This is a genomic window from Streptomyces vinaceus, from assembly GCF_008704935.1.
Taxonomy (GTDB): domain Bacteria; phylum Actinomycetota; class Actinomycetes; order Streptomycetales; family Streptomycetaceae; genus Streptomyces; species Streptomyces vinaceus.
The window spans coordinates 3,452,764-3,474,722 of the sequence record NZ_CP023692.1 but is presented as its reverse complement, the minus strand read 5'-3'; the positions used below and the strand labels follow the sequence as shown (position 1 = coordinate 3,474,722).

19 protein-coding genes and 1 pseudogene are annotated in these 21,959 nt (G+C 70.5%); 15 read left to right on the top strand and 5 right to left on the bottom strand.

The window, feature by feature from the left end; all coding sequences use genetic code 11:
* Positions 1–384 precede the first annotated feature (384 nt).
* Positions 385–1,554 carry a DUF2786 domain-containing protein gene (locus CP980_RS15465; protein WP_150528394.1) on the top strand — a complete coding sequence of 390 codons (1,170 nt, stop codon included), beginning with the start codon at positions 385–387 and terminating at the stop codon, positions 1,552–1,554.
* A 64-nt stretch (positions 1,555–1,618) separates the two neighbouring features.
* Here the strand turns inward: CP980_RS15465 and tatA are convergent, their stop codons facing one another.
* The gene (gene tatA, locus CP980_RS15460; RefSeq protein WP_099890195.1) at positions 1,619–1,792 is read right to left on the bottom strand and encodes a Sec-independent protein translocase subunit TatA; all 174 of its coding nucleotides are present in this window, start codon (positions 1,790–1,792) and stop codon (positions 1,619–1,621) included.
* A gap of 291 nt (positions 1,793–2,083) precedes the next feature.
* Here tatA and CP980_RS15455 point away from each other — a divergent pair, with 291 nt between their 5' ends.
* The gene (locus CP980_RS15455; RefSeq protein ID WP_030158576.1) at positions 2,084–2,320 is read left to right on the top strand and encodes a DUF397 domain-containing protein; all 237 of its coding nucleotides are present in this window, start codon (positions 2,084–2,086) and stop codon (positions 2,318–2,320) included.
* A 142-nt stretch (positions 2,321–2,462) separates the two neighbouring features.
* Here CP980_RS15455 and CP980_RS35910 read toward each other — a convergent pair whose 3' ends face one another.
* Positions 2,463–3,053, bottom strand: a complete 591-nt coding sequence (locus tag CP980_RS35910; protein WP_373312991.1) for an ATP-binding protein — start codon at positions 3,051–3,053, stop codon at positions 2,463–2,465.
* 367 nt (positions 3,054–3,420) lie between these two features.
* Between CP980_RS35910 and CP980_RS15440 the strand changes: the two genes are divergently transcribed.
* From CP980_RS15440 to CP980_RS15415, 6 genes and pseudogenes are all read left to right on the top strand, one after another.
* Positions 3,421–4,299 (top strand): helix-turn-helix domain-containing protein, encoded by an 879-nt coding sequence (locus tag CP980_RS15440; protein ID WP_180291048.1) that lies wholly within the window; start codon positions 3,421–3,423, stop codon positions 4,297–4,299.
* Positions 4,300–4,388: 89 nt separating this feature from the next.
* The gene (locus CP980_RS15435; protein ID WP_099890192.1) at positions 4,389–5,846 is read left to right on the top strand and encodes an aldehyde dehydrogenase family protein; all 1,458 of its coding nucleotides are present in this window, start codon (positions 4,389–4,391) and stop codon (positions 5,844–5,846) included.
* Positions 5,847–5,902: 56 nt separating this feature from the next.
* Positions 5,903–7,972: pseudogene (gene mrdA / locus CP980_RS15430) on the top strand (penicillin-binding protein 2); the annotation flags it as partial.
* A 107-nt stretch (positions 7,973–8,079) separates the two neighbouring features.
* Entirely contained in the window at positions 8,080–8,592 is a 513-nt protein-coding gene (locus CP980_RS15425) for a DinB family protein (RefSeq protein WP_132758446.1), read from the top strand.
* 116 nt (positions 8,593–8,708) lie between these two features.
* Positions 8,709–9,467: a MerR family transcriptional regulator gene (locus tag CP980_RS15420; RefSeq protein ID WP_150528392.1), complete on the top strand. Its 759-nt coding sequence runs from the start codon at positions 8,709–8,711 to the stop codon at positions 9,465–9,467.
* A 155-nt stretch (positions 9,468–9,622) separates the two neighbouring features.
* Positions 9,623–10,324 carry a DedA family protein gene (locus tag CP980_RS15415; RefSeq protein WP_099890188.1) on the top strand — a complete coding sequence of 234 codons (702 nt, stop codon included), beginning with the start codon at positions 9,623–9,625 and terminating at the stop codon, positions 10,322–10,324.
* Positions 10,325–10,473: 149 nt separating this feature from the next.
* Here the strand turns inward: CP980_RS15415 and CP980_RS15410 are convergent, their stop codons facing one another.
* Complete coding sequence (locus CP980_RS15410) at positions 10,474–12,129, bottom strand: threonine/serine exporter family protein (RefSeq protein ID WP_132758451.1); 1,656 nt, start codon at positions 12,127–12,129, stop codon at positions 10,474–10,476.
* Between the two features lie 161 nt (positions 12,130–12,290).
* Positions 12,291–12,785, bottom strand: coding sequence for an inorganic diphosphatase (locus CP980_RS15405; protein ID WP_007264878.1), 495 nt, complete (start codon positions 12,783–12,785; stop codon positions 12,291–12,293).
* Positions 12,786–12,948: 163 nt separating this feature from the next.
* Between CP980_RS15405 and dacB the strand changes: the two genes are divergently transcribed.
* The 7 genes from dacB (at position 12,949) to CP980_RS15370 (ending at position 21,410) form a co-directional block, all read left to right on the top strand.
* Positions 12,949–14,397, top strand: a complete 1,449-nt coding sequence (dacB, locus tag CP980_RS15400; RefSeq protein ID WP_483028303.1) for a D-alanyl-D-alanine carboxypeptidase/D-alanyl-D-alanine-endopeptidase — start codon at positions 12,949–12,951, stop codon at positions 14,395–14,397.
* Positions 14,398–14,478: 81 nt separating this feature from the next.
* A complete protein-coding gene (locus CP980_RS15395) occupies positions 14,479–15,606 on the top strand; it encodes a zinc-dependent metalloprotease (RefSeq protein WP_150528390.1) in 1,128 nt (375 codons plus the stop codon).
* A gap of 291 nt (positions 15,607–15,897) precedes the next feature.
* Positions 15,898–16,959: a tRNA lysidine(34) synthetase TilS gene (gene tilS / locus CP980_RS15390; protein ID WP_123513272.1), complete on the top strand. Its 1,062-nt coding sequence runs from the start codon at positions 15,898–15,900 to the stop codon at positions 16,957–16,959.
* A gap of 65 nt (positions 16,960–17,024) precedes the next feature.
* Positions 17,025–17,585 (top strand): hypoxanthine phosphoribosyltransferase, encoded by a 561-nt coding sequence (gene hpt, locus CP980_RS15385; RefSeq protein WP_030158549.1) that lies wholly within the window; start codon positions 17,025–17,027, stop codon positions 17,583–17,585.
* A 208-nt stretch (positions 17,586–17,793) separates the two neighbouring features.
* Positions 17,794–19,815, top strand: a complete 2,022-nt coding sequence (gene ftsH / locus CP980_RS15380; RefSeq protein ID WP_132758456.1) for an ATP-dependent zinc metalloprotease FtsH — start codon at positions 17,794–17,796, stop codon at positions 19,813–19,815.
* Positions 19,816–19,927: 112 nt separating this feature from the next.
* Positions 19,928–20,536: a GTP cyclohydrolase I FolE gene (gene folE / locus CP980_RS15375; RefSeq protein WP_099890182.1), complete on the top strand. Its 609-nt coding sequence runs from the start codon at positions 19,928–19,930 to the stop codon at positions 20,534–20,536.
* A gap of 316 nt (positions 20,537–20,852) precedes the next feature.
* The gene (locus tag CP980_RS15370; RefSeq protein WP_229907382.1) at positions 20,853–21,410 is read left to right on the top strand and encodes a hypothetical protein; all 558 of its coding nucleotides are present in this window, start codon (positions 20,853–20,855) and stop codon (positions 21,408–21,410) included.
* 27 nt (positions 21,411–21,437) lie between these two features.
* Here the strand turns inward: CP980_RS15370 and CP980_RS15365 are convergent, their stop codons facing one another.
* Positions 21,438–21,926, bottom strand: a complete 489-nt coding sequence (locus tag CP980_RS15365; RefSeq protein ID WP_150528389.1) for a DUF3180 domain-containing protein — start codon at positions 21,924–21,926, stop codon at positions 21,438–21,440.
* Between the last annotated feature and the right edge of the window lie 33 nt (positions 21,927–21,959).

Genomic DNA, 21,959 nt, shown 5'->3' with positions numbered 1-21,959 from the left:
GGCCCCGTCAAGGGCTCCGCCCCCGGCCCCGTTGGGGGCTTCGGCTCCGGGCTCCGTTGGGGGCTTCGGCCCTGGGCGCCGTTGGGGACTCCGGCCCCGGGCCTCGTTGGGGGCCTCGGCTCCGGGCGCGGTGGGGGGCTCTGGCTCCGGGCGCGGTTGGGGGCTCTGGCCCCGGGCGCGGTTGGGGGCTTCGGCCCCGGCGCCGTTGGGGGCTGCGGTCTCGGGCGCCTGGGGCTCAGGCTTCGGCGGGGCTGGACGGGGCCAGGGGCCGCCCGGAACCGTCGGCGGGTGGGGTGGGAGGGGGCGGGGCCCGGGTTCTGTGCCTTGCCGGGTCGGCGATCGGGTGGGCTGAGGGGGTGGGTGGGGGCGTGACAAGCTGGGGTGGTGAGAGAGATTGTCGATCGGGCCTGTGAGGCCGCGCTGTACGGCGAGGGCGATGCCGGGCTGGACGCCGGGGCTTCGGTGCTCGTCGGGGACGGCCGGCAGTGGGGCGGGGTCGGGCGGGAGCTGCTCGGGCGCGGGGAGGCGTACGTACGGCAGGCCTGGGAGCGGGGGTGGCAGCCCGCCGACGTGCTCCGCCTGGTCGGGCGGGATCTCGGCGAACGGCATGTGCGGATCACCCGGGACCTGATCGCCGCCGAGGCGCGCCGGTACGCCCGGCTGCCCGAACGGTGGACCGACGCCGAGGTGTGGTGGGAAGAGGACGGGGCCTACGGGGAAGCCCTCGTGCGGCGAGAGAAGAGCGACCGGTTCAGCCTCGCCACGGCCGTGCTCGAAGTGTTCCGGCTGCTGATCCGGCTGCCTTCCGTCGAGGCCGTCGGGCCGCTGCCCGGGGACCCCGTCGGCGATGCCCTGGAGCACGCGCACATCGAGCCCCGCATGCTCGGCCGCATCCGGGCCCTGCTCGCCAAGGCCGAGGCGACCAACTTCCCGGAGGAGGCGGAGGCGCTCAGCGCCAAGGCGCAGGAGCTGATGGCCCGGCACACCGTCGACGAGGCGCTGCTCGCGGCGAGCGGCAAGGGGCCCGCCCAGGTGCCCGCCGCCTGCCGGATCGGGGTCGAGGCCCCGTACGAGGAGGCCAAGGCCGTGCTGCTGGACGCCGTCGCCACCGCCAACCGGTGCCGGGCCGTGTGGAACAGCGCCTTCGAGTTCTCCACCGTGGTGGGGTTCGAGAGCGACCTGGAGGCGGTCGAGCTCCTCTACACGTCGCTGCTCGTGCAGGGCACGGCCGCCATGACCCGCGCCGAGGCCGCCCAGCGTTCCGGCGGGCGCAAGCGGACCAAGACCTTCCGGCAGTCCTTCCTGCTCGCGTACGCCAGCCGCCTCGGCCAGCGTCTCGCCGAGACCGCCGAGCACACCGCAGCCGAGGCCCCCGACAACCTGCCCGCGCTGGTGGCCCGCGACGTCGCCGTCACCTCCCGTGCCGAGGAGATGTTCCCCCGGACCACCACCACCCGGCTGCGCGGTGCCACCGACCACGCGGGCTGGGAGGACGGCACCGCCGCCGCCGACCGGGCCCACATGGCCACCAGGCGGCCGCCCCTTCCGCGTTAGGGCGCGTCCAGCCCTGGCGTCCCCGTCGTCCCCGTAGTCACAGCCGCCTCTGCTATCTCTGCTGTCACTGCCGTCCCGCGTCGCCCTCGCCGCGCAGGGCCTGCGTCTCCGATTTCAGGATGCGCATCGACCGGCCCACCGAGCGGGCCATGTCGGGCAGTTTCTTCGAGCCGAAGACCAGCACGCAGACCACGAGGAGCAGGATCAGGTGCCAGGGCTCAAGGGCATTGCGGAGCATGCGCGTTCCCCCTACGGGTGACGGGAATTCCGGTGCGGTCCCGACCATCGAACAGGGCCGTTCGCGTACGGACAAATCTGAAGAAGACCTGAAGGGCGGTTCGGTGCCCGGCCCTGGTCGGAGCTTGATCCAGGCTTTATAAGGGTCTGATTCGCCCCTGATCCACCCGAGTTCTTCCCTGACAGTGATCAGGGCGGCACCCTCCGCGTGCACGTGCATCTGCCCATGCAGGCGCTTATGAACACAGCTATGATCCGGTGCAGTTGACATCTGCACTATCGGGGGCTTCCTGTGGACCACGCGTACAACGGGATGGCAGCTGCAGAACTCGACGGAGTGACCTGGCAGAAGAGCAGACACAGCAACTCGCAAGGTTCCTGTGTGGAGTTCGCCAAGCTGCCGGGTGGCGCTGTCGCCGTGCGCAACTCGCGCTTCCCGGACGGGCCGGCGCTCGTCTACACGCCGGCCGAGATAGAGGCGCTGCTGCTGGGCGTCAAGGACGGCGAGTTCGACCACCTGATCGCCTGATCGGCCGGTAGGGACGGCCGGAGGAACAGCGCGCTGATCAAGCCATGCACGTGCACTGGCCGGGACTGATCGCAATGATCAACCCCGGCCAGTTTTCGTCATTCGTGGACGGTTCCGCTGGTGTCCCCGGGCCCCCGCCGCCCTACTCGTGCAGCATGAACAGCGCCCAGACCACCTTGCCGGTCAGCCGGCCCGCGAGCGGATGCCAGCCCCAGCTGTCGCTGTAGGCGTCCACGAGGAACAGCCCGCGCCCCGACTCCAGGTCGCAGTTCTCCTGGGTTCGCTCCGGCGCGAACGACCCGCCGGGCCGGTCCTCGCTGGGATCCCGTACCGCGCACACCAGGCGGGTGCTCCACCGCATCAGGTGCAGCCGTACCGTCGGTTCCGGCTCGCCCGAGCCCGTGCCCGTGCCCGAGCCCGATCCCGCGCCCGATCCCGCGCCCGGCCCCGCACCCAAGCCCGGTCCCGCGCCCGCCCCCGACGCCGTTCCCGTGCCGCCGCCCGCCCCGGCGTCCCCCGGCAGGGCGTGGCGCAGCGCGTTCGTGACGAGTTCGGAGACCACGAGGGCCACGTCGTCGAAGCGCTCGTCGAGGCCCCACTGCGACAAGGTCGACCGGGTGAAGGAACGGGCGCCCCGCACCGCCTCGAAGCGTGCGGGCAGAGCGCAGGAAGCGGACCCGGAGACAGCCGTGGGGTCGACCGGGGGCAGCCCCTGCCGTAACGGCTCGAGCATGGTCGATCCATTCGTCCCCATGCGAGGCACTCCCGGGATTCGCGGGCGGAGCGGCGCGCTCCGTCCAGAAAGAACTGCGGGGTGGGTCCGGCGCCGGCGCGAAAGAGCACGCAGGTGCGCGGCACCATCGTTCCGAATGCAGAAGCTGGATGCAAGGGCAGATGCACGTGCACGCGCCGGACCTGTCCACTCCCGTGATGGTTCTTGCTCATTTCTTCCTACGCATACTTACGGACTTCTTTTGCGGCAGGCGGGATTCCGTTACAGAACGAGTACGGACCGATGCGTTTTGGTGGCAGACTGCGGGGCCTGGGGTTCGGGGGCCCCGGCGACGCACATCACGCGCAGACCACGCGTACACATGGCGATGGGGAGGGCTGGACTAGTGACCGCAGAAGCAAGCGGTTCTGTGGTGCGCCGCATCCTCCTGGGCTCTCAGCTCAGGCGACTCCGAGAATCCCGCGGCATCACCCGTGAGGCGGCCGGCTACTCGATCCGCGCATCCGAATCGAAGATCAGCCGCTTGGAGTTGGGAAGGGTGAGCTTCAAGGCAAGGGACGTGGAGGACCTCCTCACGCTCTACGGAGTCACGGACGGCGCGGAGCGGGAATCCCTGCTGGGACTCGTCCGCGAGGCGAACGCGGCCGGCTGGTGGCACAGCTACGGCGACGTGCTGCCCGGGTGGTTCCAGACGTACATCGGCCTGGAGGGCGCGGCCTCGCTCATCCGGATCTACGAAGTCCAGTTCGTCCACGGCCTGTTGCAGACCGAGGCGTACGCCCAGGCCGTCGTCAGCCGCGGCATGCCCGGCGCCACCAAGGCCGAGATCGACCGGCGCGTCGCGCTGCGCCTGGAGCGCCAGAAGGTGCTCGTCTCCGAGACCGCGCCCGTCTTCCACGCCGTCCTCGACGAGGCCGCGCTGCGCCGCCCGTACGGCGACCGCGACGTCATGCGCGGCCAGCTGGAGCACCTCATCGAGGTCTCCCAGCGGCCCAACGTGCAGCTCCAGGTGATGCCCTTCTCCTTCGGCGGCCACGCGGGCGAGAGCGGAGCCTTCACCCTGCTGCGCTTCCCGGAGTCCGATCTCCAGGACATCGTCTATCTGGAACAGCTCACCAGCGCCCTCTACCTGGACAAGGACGAGGAAGTGGGGCAGTACGAACGGGCCATGGAGCGGCTCCAGGCCGACTGCCCCGACCCCGACCGGACGCGGGATCTTCTCCGCGGTCTGCTCCAACTGTCTTGATTCGCACGTAGTATGACGTCTGATCAGTGCATGATGACCGATCGGTCTCCGGTGCAGCGCACGGGTGCGCGCTCGCAGTAAGGGATGGCATGTCCATATTCGACGACCTGGCTCACCAGTACATCGACGGCGAATGGCTGGCCGGCACCGGTTCGTGGGACATCATCGACGTCAACCCGTACAACGGGGAGAAGCTCGCGGCCATCACCGTGGCCACCGTCGAGCAGGTGGACCAGGCCTACCGCGGCGCCGAGCGCGCCCAGAGAGAGTGGGCCGCCACCAGCCCGTACGCCAGACGCGCCGTCCTGGAACGCGCCCTGCGCATCACCGAGGAGCGCGAGAAGGAGATCATCGAGGCGATGATCGACGAGCTCGGCGGGACCCGTCCCAAGGCCGAGTACGAGGTCCACCTCGCCAAGGAGTTCATCCGCGAGTCGATCCAGCTGGCCATCCGCCCCGAGGGCCGGATCCTCGCCTCCCCGGTCGACGGCAAGGAGAACCGGGTCCAGCGGCTCCCGGTCGGCGTCGTCACCGTGATCAGCCCCTTCAACTTCCCGTTCCTGGTCACCATGAAGTCGGTCGCCCCGGCCCTGGCGCTGGGCAACGCGGTGGTGATCAAGCCGAACCAGAACGCACCCGTGGTCGGCGGCGGGGTCATCGCCAAGGTCTTCGAGGACGCGGGCCTGCCGGCCGGACTCCTCAACGTGCTGGTCACCGACATCGCCGAGATAGGCGACGCGCTCCTGACCCACCCCGTCCCGAAGGTCATCTCCTTCGCCGGGTCCGACCGGGTCGGCCGGCACGTGGGCTCGGTCGCCGCCCGCCACTTCAAGCGGACCGTCCTGGAGCTCAGCGGCAACAGCGCGCTCGTCGTCCTCGACGACGCCGACCTCGACTACGCGGTGGACGCCGCCGTGTTCAGCCGCTTCGTGTACCAGGGCCAGGTCTGCATGGCCGCCAACCGCATCCTCGTGGACGCCTCGGTCGCCGAGGAGTTCACCGAGAAGTTCACCACCCGCGTGCGGGGCCTGAAGACCGGCGACCCGCACGACGCCGACACCCACATCGGCCCGCTGATCAACTCCTTCCAGGCCGACGCGCTGACCGCGCTCGTCGACCAGGCCGTCGAATCGGGGGCGAAGGCCCTCGTCCGCGGATCTACGCGCGGCAACCTGGTCGAACCGACCGTCCTGGCCGGCCTCCCCGAGGACTCCCCGCTGCTCGGCCAGGAGATCTTCGGCCCGGTGGCCCTGCTGGTGGTCTTCGACGGCGAGGACGAGGCCGTACGCCTGACCAACGCGACCCCCTACGGGCTCAGCGGCGCCGTCCACACCCGGGACGTGGAGCGCGGCGTGCGGTTCGCGCAGCGGATCGAGACCGGGATGATCCACGTCAACGACTCGACGATCGGGGACGAGCCCCTCGCCGCGTTCGGCGGGGAGAAGGCCTCGGGGCTGGGCCGGCTGAACGGCGACGCCACGATCGAGGCCTTCACCACCCAGAAGTGGATCTCGGTCCAGCACGGGCGCACCACCTTCCCGTTCTGACGTCGTTCTAGACTCGGGCGAGTCAGAGGCGGGCCGCGTTCCGGGGGAGACCTGAGTTGAGCAACATTCCGGAGACGGGGCGCACGCCCCGGGTCCAGAACCGCCTGGTCGTCATCCAGGTGGTCGTCTTCTCCCTGCTGCTCACGCTGGGCGGGCGCCTCTGGTACCTCCAGGTGCGCAACGGCCAGGAGTACACCGACGAGGCGAAGAACAACCACACCCAGCAGGTCGTCCAGCCCGCCGTGCGCGGCTCGATCCTGGACTCCCGCGGGGTGCCCCTCGCCGACAACGAGACGCGCATGGTCGTCTCCGCCAGCCGTACCGACCTCACCAAGATGAAGGACCGGGGCAAGGCCGTCCTGACCCGGCTCGCCGGGGTCCTCGGCCTCAACCCGGACGACGTGGTCAACGGCGTCCGGCTGTGCGACGCCAAAACGCCCAAGCCGTGCTGGAACGGCTCCCCGTACCAGCCGATCCCCGTCACCGACGAGGCGACCACGGACCAGGTACTGGAGATAAGGGAGCACGCCGAGCAGTTCCCGGGCATCACCGCGGAGCCGACCGCCCTGCGGCGCTACGCCGGACCCGACGGTGCCAACACCTCGCAGGTCCTCGGCTACCTCTCGCCCGTCACCGACGCGGAGATCACCAAGGCCAAGAAGACCGACTCCCCGTACCTGCGCTCCGACCAGGTGGGCCGCTCCGGTCTGGAGCGCACGTACGACAAGGAACTGCGCGGCAAGGCGGGCGTCACCCGCTACGAGGTGGACAATCTCGGGCGGGTCATCGGGCAGGCGCAGGCCGACAAGCCGACGCCCGGCTCCAACGTCGTCACCTCGATCGACTCGCGGGTGCAGGCGGTCGCCGAGCGCGAGCTGAACAACGCGATGGTCGAGGCCCGCAAGACGTACGACAAGATCACGCACAAGAACTACGAGGCGGACTCGGGCGCGGTCGTCGTGATGGAGGCCAAGACCGGCCGGATCGTCGCGATGGCCTCCAACCCGACCTACGACCCGAACGCGTGGGTCGGCGGCATCTCCGCGAAGGACTACGCGTCCCTCACCGACAAGGAGTCCAACTACCCGCTGCTCAACCGGGCGATCCAGGGCCAGGCGGCCCCCGGCTCGATCTTCAAGGTGGTCTCCTCGACCGCCGCGGTGAACGCCGGGTACCCCTTCAACGGGCGGTACGGCTGCCCGAGCTCGTACTCGGTCGGCAGCCAGACCTTCACCAACTTCGAATCGCAGGGCTACGGCGACATCACCATCGGCCGGGCCCTCGAAGTCTCCTGCGACACCGTCTACTACGGCATCGCGGACAAGGAGTGGAAGAAGGACGGCGGGATCAACCCCAAGAAGGACCCGAGCGACTGGTTCTACAAGACGGCCCACCAGTTCGGGCTGGGCAAGGCGACCGGCATCGACCTGCCGAACGAGGTGAACGGCCGGGTCCCCGACCGCCAGTGGAAGAAGGACTTCTTCGAGGCTAACAAGGCCGCCTGGTGCCGGGACGGCAAGAAGGACGGCTCGTACGCCGAGAAGATCGCGTACGAGAACTGCCGCCAGGGCAACCAGCTGCGCGAGGGCGACGCGATCAACTACTCGATCGGCCAGGGCGACACCCTCGTCACCCCGATCCAGATGGCGTCGATCTACGCGGGCATCGCCAACGGCGGCATGATGCACCAGCCGAGCATCGGCAAGGCGATCGTCAGCGCCGACGGCACCTCGGTCAAGGAGATCGCGCCGAAGGAGCAGGGGCGGCTGCCGATGGACGAGGAGCTGCGCGACGACATCGACGGCGCGCTCGCCTCCGTGGCCACCACGGGCAGCGCGGCCTGGCGCTTCGGCGGCTGGCCGCAGAAGCAGATCCCGATGCACGCCAAGACGGGTACGGCCGAGGTCCAGGGCAAGCAGACCACCTCCTGGTTCGCCTCGTACACCGAGGACTACGCGATCGTCATGACCATCTCCCAGGGCGGTACGGGCTCCGGGGCGTCGGGGCCGGCGGTCCGCAACATCTACGAGGCGATGTACGGGCTCGACGAGAAGGGCAACCAGGACCTGTCCAAGGCCCTGCTCCCCAAGCCGCAGTCGGAGCTGCCGGCGATCCGCCCGGAAGGTGTCGGAAACTAGCCCGACACCCGGGCCGGATCGAGGACAGAAACTGACCGCAACCCTTCGTAACGTGGTCCTTGTCAGCGGGAAGACCCACGAAAGAGGCGGTTGGAATGGCTCACATCTCCGAAGAGGTCCCGGGCGACGAGCGTGGCACGCTCCTGCTCTTCGTCGAATCCCAGCGCACGGCGATCCGCGAATCGCTGGCGGGGCTGACCGCGGAGCAGGCCGCGAGCCGGCCGAGCGCCAGCGAGCTGTCGCTGTCCGGCCTGGTCAAGCACGTCGCCGGGGTCGAGCTGACCTGGCTGCGCCTGGCGCAGGGGCGGGCGGGCGAGACCGAGCAGAGCCCGGAGGCCTGGGCCGACGCCTTCCGGCTGGTCGGGGACGAGTCCATCGAGTCGGTCCAGGCCTTCTGGGACGGGGTCACGGCCGAGCTGGCGGCCTTCGTACGGGAGCTGCCGAGCCTGGACGAGACCTTCCCGCTGCCGCCGGCGCCGTGGTTCCCGGAGAACGCCAAGGTCTCGATGCGCTGGATGCTGCTGCACCTGGTCGAGGAGTTCGCCCGCCACGCGGGCCACGCGGACGTCATCCGGGAGTCCCTGGACGGCACCAAGGCCATGGGGTAGGCCGGGGGCCGGCCGGCTCCCGGGCCCCGGCCGGCCGCTACTTCCGCGGCGGGCTTGCACCTCACGTGGCGTGAGGACCCACAGTGAAGGGCGTACCGACCAGAGGAGCGGAAAAGATGAGCTACTCCGTGGGACAGGTCGCCGGATTCGCCGGAGTGACGGTGCGCGCGCTGCACCACTACGACGAGATCGGCCTGCTCTCCCCGAGCAGCCGCAGCGGCGCGGGTCACCGGCGTTACGACGACGCCGATCTCGACCGGCTGCAGCGGATCCTGTTCTACCGGGAGCTCGGCTTCCCGCTCGAAGAGGTCGCGGTCCTGCTGGACGATCCGGAGTCGAACCCGAGGGAGCACCTGCGCCGGCAGCACGCCCTCCTGTCCGACCGGATCGCCCGGCTCCAGCAGATGGCCGAGGCCGTGGAGCACGCCATGGAGGCACAGAGAATGGGCATCAACCTCACGCCCGAGGAGAAGTTCGAGGTCTTCGGGGACTTCGACCCCGACCAGTACGCGGACGAGGCGCACCGGCGCTGGGGCGACACGGACGCGTACAAGGAGTCCGCGCGCCGCTCGGCCGCCTACACCAAGGAGGACTGGCAGCGCTTCCAGGACGAGGCGGACGGGATCAACCGTCGGTTCGCCGCGCTGCTGGAATCCGGTGTGGCCGCGGACTCCGAGGAGGCCATGGACGTGGCCGAGGAGCACCGGGGCTGGATCGACCGCAACTGCTACCCCTGCTCGCACGAGATGCACACGTGCCTGGGCGAGATGTACGTCGCGGACGAGCGCTTCACCGCCTACTACGACAAGATCCGGACCGGCCTGGCGGTGTTCGTACGGGACGCGATCCTCGCGAACGCCGTCCGCAGCGTCTAGATCTCCGGATGTTCCCCGCACGGCCCCCTCCCGGTACCTGGAACCGGGAGGGGGTCTTGTGCGTTGATAATTGAAACCGCAGTCCTGTCCGAAGCCCCCCTCGGACGCCCCGCCGCGATACTCGCGATACCCCGATCCAGGAGAGCCCGGAACTCGTGTACACGCTTGCGCTCGGCCCAGAGTGGCTGTCCCCGGACTACCTGATCGGGCAATTCGGTCTGATCGGCATCCTGGTCATCGTTTTCGCGGAGTCGGGACTCTTCGCCTTCCTGCCCGGGGACTCGCTGCTGTTCACGGCGGGCCTGTTCACCGCGAGCGGCACCATCAAGCAGCCGCTGTGGCTGGTCTGCACCCTGATCTCGGTCGCCGCGATCATCGGCGACCAGGTCGGTTACATGATCGGCAAGGTCTTCGGCCCCAAGCTCTTCAACAAGCCGAACTCCAAGCTCTTCAAGCGCGAGAACCTCGACTCGGCGCACGACTTCATGGAGAAGCACGGCCCCAAGGCCATCGTGCTCGCGCGCTTCGTGCCGATCATCCGCACCTTCGCGCCGATGGTCGCGGGCGCGACGGCGATGAAGTACCGCACCTTCCTGACGTTCAACGTCATCGGCGGCGTCCTGTGGGGCGCGGGCGTCACGGTCCTGGGCTACCAGCTTGGCCAGTTCGAGGTCATCAAGAAGAACGTCGAGCCGATCTTCATCGGCATCGTCCTGATCTCCGTCATCCCGGTGGTCTTCGAGGTGCTGAAGTCCCGCAAGGAGAAGAAGGCGCAGGCCGCCTCCGGCGGGCAGCGCGTGGGAGACGAGGACCCGCAGGCCCCGGGTCGGCGCAGCGGCCGCCACGCCAAGCGCTGAGCCCCGTACGGGCGGCCCGTCGCCGGCCCGTCACCGCAACGTCCGAAAGCCCCGGGACCCGAGAGGGTCGCCGGGGCTTTCGCGCGTACGGGCCGGAGCCCCGGCAGGACCGGGAAGGGCCCCGGAACCCGCTAGATCCCCGGAACCCGCTAGAACCCGCGGGTCCGCTTGGCCGCGCGCCGCTTGGCGGCGCTCGCGGCGCCCGGGATCCGCATGAACAGCCGCGAGGTCTCCGACCCCAGGTTGACCCCGATCGCGATGGCCAGGGCGATGGCGGCGGCGTTCACCAGCGAGCCGAGGCCCTCGTTCAGCCGGTTCTCGGCGATCAGCAGCAGCCCGTAGTACGTCGCCGAGCCCGGCAGCAGCGGGCCGATGGCCGCCGTCGTGTACGGCAGGGCCGAGGCGAAGCGGTAGCGCGAGAAGAGCTGGCCGAAGAGGCCGACCAGTCCGGCGGCGATGGCCGTGGAGGGTACGGGCGGGATCCCGCCCGCGTAGTGCAGGGCCCCGAAGGTCACCCAGGCGACCCCGCCGTTCAGCGTCACGATCCACACGGTGGAACGTTCCTGCTGGAGCAGGATCGCGAACGTGAACACCAGCACCATCGAGGCCGCGATCTGGATCAGCGGCCGCTGGGTGATCTGGAGGACCTCCTCCGGCTTCGGTGAGGAACCCAGCTGGAGCCCGAGGTACAGCACGACCAGCACGCCCATGATGATGCCGATGAAGAGGTACATGACCTCCAGCAGCCGGGCCGAGGCGGTGATGTAGAAACCGGTCAGACCGTCCTGCACCGCCGCGACCAGGGCCCGCCCGGGCAGCAGCGCGAACAGCCCGCCGGTGATGACCGCGGAGGCGCGTACGTCGATCTCGCCCAGCTTCAGGGCCACGCCGATGGCGGCCGGCGGCATCGCGGCGACCACGAACTGGTAGAACTCCGGCAGCCCGCGCCCGGCGCACAGCCAGGCGAACCGGTCGCCGAGCATCGCCCCGATCGCGGCAGCGAAGAACACGAGCACGCCACCGCCGACCAGGGTGGAGGCGGCCCCGGCGAGCAGCCCGGCGGCGGCGGTCAGGACCCAGGAGGGGTACGGGTGCCGGTTGCGCCGGATCTCGGCGAGGCGCCGGTAGGCCTCCTCCAGCGAGAGCTCGAACTCGTGCGCGCTGATGTCGTCCACCAGCTGGTAGACGGCGGCCAGCCGGGTGTAGTCGGTGCCCCGGCGGCGTACGGTCCGGCTCGCCGAGACCGGGTCGTCGACGAGCGAGGGCTGGTGGGTGATCGACAGCAGCGTGAAGGTGACCGTGGGCTCGCAGCGGTCGAGCCCGTACGAGCGGGCCACCGCGAACATCGCCGCCTCCACGTCCTCGGCGCCCTCGCCGCCCGCGAGCAGCAGCTCGCCGATGCGCAGGGTGAGGTCGAGCACGCGGCCCACGGCGGGTCCGGACTCGGCGTGCTTCTGCACGGCCTCCGGGACGGGCCGGACGTCGACCGGCATGCGCAGCATCGTGCGCATGCGGTCCTGCCAGGGGGATTCCTTCATCAGGGAGACGGGGAACCCCGCGCCGGGGGTGTAGGCGGGCGGGGAGTGCTGGGCGCTGTACGTGGCCGGGGGAGCGAAGGCGGAGCCCTCGGGCGCGGGCTCGGCGTTCGGTTCCGGAACCCCTTCCGGCACGGCGAACTCCGAGGTCGGCTGGTCCTCGTCGACCGGTTCGGGCTCGATACCGGCGGGCGGGGCGAAGGCGCTGCGCGCCTCGTCGGATTTCGGCTTCCGGTCCTCCGTACCCCCGGATCCCTCGCCCTCCGCCACACGTCCTCCAGTCCCCGACCAGCCCGGCTATCAGTATGCGGAACCGTTTCGTCCTCGGCGAAACCAGACGACGAACGGGCGGCACCCCCTCGGTGAAGGGGGTACCGCCCGTCGCGTTCGAGCCTGTCACCTGCCGAGCGGACTCAGCGGGGGCAGAGGACTCAGTGGTGGCCGCCCTGGGCCTCAAGGCGCTTGAAGGAGGCCTCGATCTCGGCCTCGGCCTCGGCGCGGCCGACCCAGTTCGCGCCCTCGACCGACTTGCCCGGCTCCAGGTCCTTGTAGACCTCGAAGAAGTGCTGGATCTCCAGGCGGTCGAACTCCGACACGTGGTGGATGTCGCGCAGGTGCTCCACGCGCGGGTCCGAGGCCGGTACGCAGAGGAGCTTGGCGTCGCCGCCCGCCTCGTCGGTCATGTTGAACATGCCGATCGCGCGGCACTTGATCAGGCAGCCCGGGAAGGTGGGCTCGTCCAGGATGACGAGGGCGTCCAGCGGGTCGCCGTCCTCGCCGAGGGTGTTCTCGACGAAGCCGTAGTCCGCCGGGTAGCTGGTGGAGGTGAAGAGGCGACGGTCCAGACGGATCCGGCCGGTCTCGTGGTCCACCTCGTACTTGTTCCGCGAACCCTTGGGGATCTCGATGGTGACGTCGAACTCCACGTCCTGCTCCTCCATGATCAGCTTCATTGCTTCGAGACTGCAATTGGTCCATCTGCACGCGGGCACCCCCGGCCCTGCCGGGTGGGGTGCCATGCTCGCGGCAAGACGCAGTGGTTAAGTGTCCCTCACGCATATGTGTGATCGCGAAAGGGGCTGGTCCGAGGTGCCATACGTCAAGACGTGGCAGCTCATCGCGGTGTCGGCCGTCGCCGGCCTCGCCCTGTCGGTGGCCGCGGTGGCCGCGGCCGGTCCTTGGGACTCCGGCCAGCGTAAGGCCGAGCGGGACAGGGCCGCCTCCCGGGGCCTCACGGGTGGCGCAGATCACGGCGGCGACCGCGCCGGCGGGCTCCTGCCGCAGGCCGCGCCCAGCGCCCCCGGGGTCCTCTCCGGGATCGGCCCGGGCGCCCCGCGCGCGACCGGCAGCGGGGTCGCGGCCGCCGACGCCGGGCGGCTGGCCGAGGTGCTGCGGCCCCTGCTGGCCGACCCCGCGCTCGGCAGCGTCCGTACGGCCTCCGTGATCGACACCGCCACCGGCGGGGTGCTCTTCGAGTCCGGGGCGCGCGAGCCCATGACCCCCGCCTCCACCACCAAGATCGCCACCGCGGTGGCGGCGCTCTCCGCGCTCGGCCCCGAGCACCGGATCCGGACCACCGTGACCCCCGGAGCCGGCCCCGGGGAGATCGTCCTGGTCGGCGGCGGGGACCCCTCCCTCACCGCCAGGAAGAAGAGCCCCGCCGGGTCCGGAGGCAGCCTGCTCGCCCTCGCCGCCGACACCGCCCAGGCCCTCAAGGCCGCGGGCACCGACTCCGTGCGCCTCGGCTACGACGACACCCTCTTCACCGGCCCCGCCCGCCACCCGATCGGCGAGAACCCCAACATCGCGCCGGTCACCGCCCTCGCGGCCGACGAGGGCCGCCCCGACGAGTCCACCTCCGGGCCCGTCGACCGCGTCGAGGACCCCGCCAAGGAGACCGCCCGCTCCTTCGCGGCGCTGCTGGGGGAACGCGGGGTCAAGGTCACCGCCGAGCCGGCCCCGGCCAAGGCGCCCGCCGGGGCCCAGCCGCTCGCCACCACCCTCTCCACCCCGCTCGCCGGGCTCGTCGAGCGGATGCTGACCAACAGCGACAACGACATCGCCGAGGTCCTCGCCCGCCAGACCGCCCTCGCCTCCGGGCAGCCCGCCAGCTTCGAAGGCGCCGAGAAGGCCGTCACCGCCCGGCTCGCCGCCCTCGGCGTGGACACCGCCGGCTCCCGCTTCGCCGACGGCAGCGGCCTGGGCCGCGCCGACAGGATCAGCACCGGGCTGCTCGCCGGACTCCTGGCCAAGGCCGCCGACCCGCAGCGGCCGGAGCTGCGGCCCGTGCTCACCGGACTGCCCGTCGCCGGCTTCACCGGAACCCTGCGCGCACGCAACGCCGGCACCTCCCCGGCGGCCGGACTCGTACGGGCCAAGACGGGCACCCTGACCGGCGTGAACTCCCTCGCCGGGACGGTCGTCGACTCCTCCGGGCGACTGCTCGCCTTCGCGTTCCTGACCGCGAACGCCCCCGACCCCGGGGCCGCCGAGAAGGGGCTGGACAAGCTCGCGGCGGCCGTCGCCCGCGCCTCCTAGCGCTCGTTCGGCCGCCTCCCCGCCGCCTCCCACCGCCTCCGAGGGGCTCCGCCGCGGCGCCGGTCCACGTACCGTTGACGCATGACGAGCATCGGTGGTGCCGAGATGGTCGACTGGAATCTCGCGGTGGCGACCGCGACCCGGCTGGTGCGGCCGGGTCCCGAGGTCAGCCGCGACGAGGCCCGCGCCGTGGTGGCGGAGCTGCGCGGGCATGCGAAGACCTCCGAACGCCACGTCCGCGAGTTCACCCGGATGATCCCGGAGGGGATCACCGTCCCCGACACCCCCGTCCTCGTCGTCGACCGGGCCGGCTGGGTCCGGGCCAACGTGGCCGGCTTCCGCGAGCTCCTCGGCCCGCTGCTCGGCAAGATGCAGGACCGGCGGGCCGGCGCCCCCGGAGGCGCCGTCCTCGGCGCCGTCGGCGGCAAGGTCACCGGCGTCGAGCTGGGGATGCTGCTCAGCTTCCTGGCCTCCCGCGTGCTCGGCCAGTACGAGACCTTCGCCCCGGCCGGACGCGATCTGCCGGGCTCGGTACCGGGCGGCGGCCGGCTGCTGCTCGTCGCCCCGAACATCGTCCACGTCGAGCGCGAGCTGGACGTGCGCCCGCACGACTTCCGGCTCTGGGTCTGCCTGCACGAGGAGACGCACCGTACGCAGTTCACGGCCGTCCCCTGGCTCCGCGACCACCTGGAGGGCGAGATCCAGACGTTCCTCGGCGCCACCGAGGTGGACCCGGCGACCATCCTGGAGCGGCTGCGCGAGGCCGCCCAGTCCTTCGCCGGCGCCCGCCCCGCCTCCGAGCAGGACGACGAGGGCCGCTCCCTGGTCGAGCTCGTCCAGACCCCCGAGCAGCGCGAGGTGCTCGGACGCCTGACCGCCGTCATGTCCCTGCTGGAGGGCCACGCCGACTACGTCATGGACGGCGTGGGCCCCGCCGTGGTGCCCTCGGTCGCCGAGATCCGCGAGAAGTTCCAGCAGCGCCGGGCCAGCGGCGCGGGCCGCCTCGACGCCGCGCTGCGCAAGCTGCTGGGGCTCGATGCCAAGCTGCGCCAGTACCGCGACGGCGAGCGCTTCGTACGGGCCGTCGTCGGCCAGGTCGGCATGGACGGCTTCAACCGGGTCTGGACCTCGCCGAACACACTGCCGACGAAGGCGGAGATCGCCAAGCCGGCGGAGTGGGTCGCGCGGGTGCACCGCAAGGGCGAATAGGAGCGAAGGGGAGTGACTCAGGGGGCGTAAACATGTCTCACTGGGGGAAGAAGCGTCACCCGTCCGAGGGACCGTGGGGCGTGGAAGGGCGTGCGATGCTCAGGGAACGGCTCGGTTCTGTCACCATCGACGCACTCTGAGTGACAACCCTCATCTCGCGGGGGCTCCCAGCGGGGGGCTCCTCACGGGGGCCGGGGCACCGGGCAGCGTCGAACAGCACCGAACAGCAGCCGTTCCAGCACCACACCCCCAGCCTTCGAGGCATCCGAACTCCACCGAAGGGCACCGGACATGGGTCCCCATCCTGCGGTCGCGGCGATACGCCTGGCGGTCCGCCGCGTACTCCACGACGTCCTCACCGACCTCACCGACCGTCCAGCCGGCCACTCCCCGACCCCGTCCGGGGGGACACCCGCCGCGGCGGCCGCCACCCCGCCACTCGTACTCGTCGCCTGCTCCGGCGGCGCCGACTCCATGGCCCTCGCCTCGGCCCTGGCCTTCGAGGCGCCCAAGCTGGGCATCCGGGCCGGCGGCATCACCGTCGACCACGGCCTCCAGGCCGGCTCCGACCTGCGAGCCGCCGAGGTCGTCACCCGCATGACCGCGCTCCGCCTCGACCCGGTGGAGTCCGTCTCCGTGCGCGTCGGGCGCGACGGCGGACCCGAGGCCGCGGCGCGCGACGCCCGCTACGCCGCCTTGGACGAGGCCGCAGACCGCCTGGGCGCCGCCGCCGTGCTGCTCGGCCACACCCGGGACGATCAAGCCGAAACCGTCCTGCTGGGCCTCGCCCGCGGCTCCGGCATCCGCTCCCTGTCCGGCATGGCGGAGGTCTCGGGCGGCCCGGGCCGCAGCCACCGCTACCGCCGCCCCTTCCTCCAGATCGACCGGCAGACCGCCCGCAAGGCCTGCATGGTCCAGTCCCTGCCGGTCTGGGACGACCCGCACAACATCGACCCCGCGTACACCCGCTCCCGGCTCCGCCACGAGGGACTGCCCGCCCTGGAGAAGGCGCTGGGCAAGGGAGTCGTCGAGGCGCTGGCCCGCACCGCCCAGCTGTCCCGCGACGACGCCGACGCCCTCGACTCCTGGGCCGCGGAGGCCGAGACCGGCGTACGGGACGAGGACGGCAAGCTGGAGTGCGCCAAGCTGTACGCCCTGCCCCCGGCCGTCCGCCGCCGCGTGCTGCGCCGGGCCGTGGTGGCCGCCGGTTCCCCGGCGGGCTCCCTCTTCGCCCGCCACATCGAGGAAGTGGACCGGCTCATCACCGGATGGCGGGGCCAGGGCGCGATCAACCTGCCCGGCCGGGTCGAGGCCCAGCGGCAGGGTGGCAGACTTGTCATCCGGCAGGGCTGATTGGTGCTGAAACACGGCTGAGTCCTCCGGGGGCACCCCCGGAGCCCCGGCCGCAAACGAAAGTGATGCGGGTGGACGAGAAGGACATGGGCAGCGACCTCCAGTCGGTGCTCATCACCAAGGAAGAGATCGACGCGAAGCTGGCCGAGCTGGCCGCGAAGATCGACGCGGAGTACGCGGGCAAGGACCTGCTCATCGTCGGTGTGCTCAAGGGCGCCGTGATGGTGATGGCGGACCTGGCGCGCGCCTTGTCCACCCCGCTCACCATGGACTGGATGGCGGTGTCCTCGTACGGCGCCGGGACCCAGTCCTCGGGTGTGGTCCGGATCCTCAAGGACCTGGACACCGACATCAAGGACAAGCACGTCCTGATCGTCGAGGACATCATCGACTCGGGCCTGACGCTGTCGTGGCTGCTGTCGAACCTGGGCTCCCGCCAGCCGGCCTCCCTGGAGGTCGTCACGCTGCTGCGCAAGCCCGACGCCGCGAAGGTCGCGATCGACGTGAAGTGGGTCGGCTTCGACATCCCGAACGAGTTCGTCGTGGGCTACGGCCTCGACTACGCGGAGAAGTACCGCAACCTGCCGTTCGTCGGCACGCTCGCCCCGCACGTCTACGGCGGCTGACGCCCGGATCGCGACCGGGCCCCGGACCGGGGCCCGCTCAGGGGAACCCTGGAACGATTCCTGGCGTTGGAGCAGGGGAAAGCAGTTCTGTCAGCCGTCCCACGAGGCCGCGGGTGACAATACAGGGGTACATTCCGAAGAACAGTCTTTACTCACAGCAGCATTTACCTACGGGCAGGAGGGACGGGGCGCCTGGCGCCCCGTATGGATGGACGTGAAGCGATACTTCCGTGGGCCGGTCATGTGGATCGTGCTGGCCGTCCTCGCCGTGGTCGTGTTGATGAACGTCGTCGGCTCCGGCGGCGGCTACAAGTCGGTGGAGACCAGCGAGGTCATCAAGGCGATCAACAGTGGCCAGGTGGAGAGCGCCAAGCTCACCACCGGTGACAGCCAGATGATCAAGATCGAGCTGAAGAAGGACCAGAAGCTCGGCGACAACGACGGCACCAAGTTCCAGGCCAACTACATCGGAGACCAGGGCGTCCAGCTCGCCCAGAACCTCCAGACCAAGTTCGAAGCCGGTCAGATCCCGGACGGGTACACCGTCTCTCCGGACAAGACCAGCCCGTTCCTCAGCGTGCTGCTCTCCCTGCTGCCCTTCGTCCTCATCGTCGTCGTCTTCCTGTTCCTGATGAATCAGATGCAGGGCGGCGGCTCCCGGGTGATGAACTTCGGGAAGTCCAAGGCCAAGCTCATCACCAAGGACACCCCGAAGACGACGTTCGCCGACGTCGCGGGCTCGGACGAGGCCGTCGAGGAACTCCACGAGATCAAGGAGTTCCTGCAGGAGCCGGCCAAGTTCCAGGCCGTCGGGGCCAAGATCCCCAAGGGTGTGCTGCTGTACGGCCCGCCCGGCACCGGCAAGACCCTGCTGGCCCGCGCCGTCGCGGGCGAGGCCGGCGTCCCGTTCTACTCGATCTCCGGTTCCGACTTCGTCGAGATGTTCGTCGGTGTCGGCGCCTCGCGTGTCCGCGACCTGTTCGAGCAGGCCAAGGCCAACGCACCGGCGATCGTCTTCGTCGACGAGATCGACGCCGTCGGCCGGCACCGCGGTGCGGGTCTCGGCGGCGGCCACGACGAGCGCGAGCAGACCCTGAACCAGCTGCTCGTCGAGATGGACGGCTTCGACGTGAAGGGCGGCGTCATCCTGATCGCCGCCACGAACCGCCCGGACATCCTCGACCCGGCGCTGCTGCGCCCGGGCCGCTTCGACCGGCAGATCGCGGTCGACCGTCCGGACATGCAGGGTCGTCTGGAGATCCTCAAGGTCCACCAGAAGGGCAAGCCGGTCGCTCCGGACGTCGACCTCTCGGCCGTCGCCCGCCGCACCCCCGGCTTCACCGGTGCCGATCTGTCCAACGTCCTGAACGAGGCGGCGCTCCTCACCGCCCGCTCGGACCGCAAGCTGATCGACAACCACATGCTCGACGAGGCCATCGACCGCGTCGTGGCGGGCCCGCAGAAGCGGACCCGGATCATGTCGGACCGGGAAAAGAAGATCACCGCGTACCACGAGGGCGGTCACGCCCTGGTCGCGGCGGCCTCCCCGAACTCCGACCCGGTCCACAAGATCACGATCCTGTCCCGCGGCCGGGCCCTGGGCTACACCATGGTCCTGCCCGACGAGGACAAGTACTCGACCACGCGCAACGAGATGCTCGACCAGCTGGCGTACATGCTGGGCGGGCGCGCGGCCGAGGAGCTGGTCTTCCACGACCCGACGACCGGCGCGGCGAACGACATCGAGAAGGCCACGGCGACGGCCCGCGCGATGGTGACCCAGTACGGCATGACCGAGCGCCTCGGCGCGATCAAGTTCGGCGGGGACAACACCGAGCCGTTCCTGGGCCGCGAGATGTCGCACCCGCGGGACTACTCGGAAGAGGTCGCGGCGCTCGTCGACGAAGAGGTCAAGAAGCTCATCGAGACGGCGCACAACGAGGCCTGGGAGATCCTGGTCGAGAACCGCGACGTCCTCGACAACCTGGTCCTTGCCCTCCTTGAGAAGGAGACGCTGGGCAAGGAGGAGATCGCCGAGATCTTCTCGACGATCGTGAAGCGCCCGGCCCGCCCGGCGTGGACCGGTTCCTCGCACCGCACCCCGTCGACCCGCCCGCCGGTGCTCTCTCCCAAGGAGCTTCAGCTGACGAACTCGGCGAACGGTGTCTCGACGGGCACGCCCGCCGTGTCCGTGGAGAAGGACCCCGCGCCGGAGGACCGCGCCGAGTAGCCCTCGGCCGGACCGTCCCGGAATGGATGCCGCGCCCCCCAGGTTCTAGCCTGGGGGGCGCGGCACTTTTGTGTGCCCGTGAGGCGCCAGTGCACACAGGAACGAGGAAGAGATGACCGACCCAGTGACCCTGACCGGTGACGAGGGCACGATCGGCGAGTTCGACGAGAAGCGCGCCCAGGCGGCGGTCCGCGAGCTCCTGATCGCGGTCGGCGAGGACCCGGACCGCGAAGGCCTCCTGGAAACCCCGGCCCGCGTGGCCCGGGCGTACAGGGAGATCCTGGCCGGCTTGCGGCAGGAGCCGGAAGACGTGCTGACGACGACCTTCGACCTCGGACACGACGAGATGGTCCTGGTGAAGGACATCGAAATCGTCAGTTTGTGCGAACATCACCTCCTGCCGTTCCACGGTGTGGCGCACGTGGGCTACATCCCGGCTGAATCCGGCAAGATCACCGGGCTGTCGAAGCTGGCGCGGCTGGTCGAGGTCTACGCCCGGCGCCCGCAGGTGCAGGAACGACTCACCACGCAGATAGCCGACTCGCTGATGCGGATACTCGAAGCGCGCGGCGCGATCGTCGTGATCGAGGCCGAGCACATGTGCATGTCGGTGCGCGGCATCCGCAAGCCGGGTGCGAAGACCACCACGTCGGCGGTCCGCGGCCAGCTCCGTGACCCCGCGACCCGGAGTGAGGCCATGAGCCTCATCATCGCCCGCTAGCCGGATTGTCGGTGCCGTCCTCTAACGTCCCGATCAGACGCATTTCACTCTGATCGGGGGACCAGGATGGCGGGGCTGCCGAGCAGGCAATTGGTGAACACTGCCGGCGGCCGTGTCCAGGCGCGCAGCGTTGCGCCTGGGCACACCTTGTGGGCCCTCGACGGTGACCGAACGGTCAAAACCGCTGTCGTCTGGGTGACGGCCGTCAAGGCACGTGACGTCGTGGACGTCGTGACGGACCGACTGACGATCACAGTGGCTCCGGACCAGTTGCTGGACGGCGCCGAGGGCGAGCCGGTACGCGTCGAGCCTCACCGTGGCGACGGGCCTGCCAGCCCGTCTGGAGCCGGTTACCCGGCCGTCAGGCTTCCTCCGGCGTGACCTTCCGGGTTTTCGCGTGCGGGTGGTCTCCTCCTTCCTCGCCGATCTGATGCGGCAGTACGTCGGTGGCGATGCCCACCACATGAGGCAGGGGTTCCCCCGGGTCGTACTGAGGGACCTTGAGACCTTCAACGGGTTCCTCGACGGCTACGCGGACGGGGACGGGTACAGGCTCAAGCGATGGCAGGCACGCACCATCGCGAGCGCGAACGTTCCGTTTCTCGCCGAACTCGCGGTGATCATTGGCGCACGGTTCACGCCGCTGCCCCGGGGCAAGGTCTCACAGCTGCTCATCACCGATCAGTGGGAGCGTCGCGGCACGTTCGTGCCCGAAACGCATCCGATCCACCTCGTCGAGTCGGGTACTGCGGAGGTTCGCGCGGTGCTGCCGCGGACCGCCACGGGGGCCAAGCCCTTCACTCTCTACAGCTTCGGGCTGGAGCCCTATCCCAGTTTCCTGGTGAACGGTCACTCCGTACGGGCGGCGGACTAGGTGCGCCCTCCCCGCTCGTCGGGGGGTTCAGGCGCGGGAGGGGGCTTGGGGGGTCGTGTCGTCGTCTTCCGGGAGTTTGAGGACGTGCTCCAGGAAGAGGGCGGCGGCGATGACGGCCGCGCCCGCCAGGACCGCGAAGCCCGCGTACCAGGTCTGGTCGCGGCGGGCCGGGACGTCGAGGGAGTCCATCAGCAGGAAGACGCCCACGCCGCCGTACATGCCCGCCACGAGGGCCGCGACGAGGGCGCTGGCCTGGCCGAAGACGACGGCGCGGGCCGCCATCAGCGGCTCCACGCCCTTGGCGCCCGGCCTGCGCTCGCGCTGCGCCTTGAGGCGGGCGCGCAGCGAGAGGGCCGTGGCCAGCAGGACGACCGCGATGGCGCCCAGCACGATGGGCGCGGCGAGCGGGACGCCCGGCAGGGTCCCGTACGCGTTCCACAGCCGGGCGCCCGCCCAGGACAGCACCCCGGCGACGACGAAGATCCCCGCCAGGACCGCCGGCCTCAGTTGCTTCACGTGCCCGTTCCCCGCTTTCCGCGCCGCGGACTC

Coding starts and splice junctions, on each gene's coding strand:
- tatA (WP_099890195.1), bottom strand. CDS start 1,792: ATGCTCCGCAATGCCCTTGAGCCCTGGCACCTGATCCTGCTCCTCGTG.
- CP980_RS35910 (WP_373312991.1), bottom strand. CDS start 3,053: ATGCTCGAGCCGTTACGGCAGGGGCTGCCCCCGGTCGACCCCACGGCT.
- CP980_RS15440 (WP_180291048.1), top strand. CDS start 3,421: ATGGGGAGGGCTGGACTAGTGACCGCAGAAGCAAGCGGTTCTGTGGTG.
- CP980_RS15435 (WP_099890192.1), top strand. CDS start 4,389: ATGTCCATATTCGACGACCTGGCTCACCAGTACATCGACGGCGAATGG.
- CP980_RS15425 (WP_132758446.1), top strand. CDS start 8,080: ATGGCTCACATCTCCGAAGAGGTCCCGGGCGACGAGCGTGGCACGCTC.
- CP980_RS15420 (WP_150528392.1), top strand. CDS start 8,709: ATGAGCTACTCCGTGGGACAGGTCGCCGGATTCGCCGGAGTGACGGTG.
- CP980_RS15395 (WP_150528390.1), top strand. CDS start 14,479: ATGACGAGCATCGGTGGTGCCGAGATGGTCGACTGGAATCTCGCGGTG.
- tilS (WP_123513272.1), top strand. CDS start 15,898: ATGGGTCCCCATCCTGCGGTCGCGGCGATACGCCTGGCGGTCCGCCGC.
- hpt (WP_030158549.1), top strand. CDS start 17,025: ATGCGGGTGGACGAGAAGGACATGGGCAGCGACCTCCAGTCGGTGCTC.
- ftsH (WP_132758456.1), top strand. CDS start 17,794: ATGGACGTGAAGCGATACTTCCGTGGGCCGGTCATGTGGATCGTGCTG.
- folE (WP_099890182.1), top strand. CDS start 19,928: ATGACCGACCCAGTGACCCTGACCGGTGACGAGGGCACGATCGGCGAG.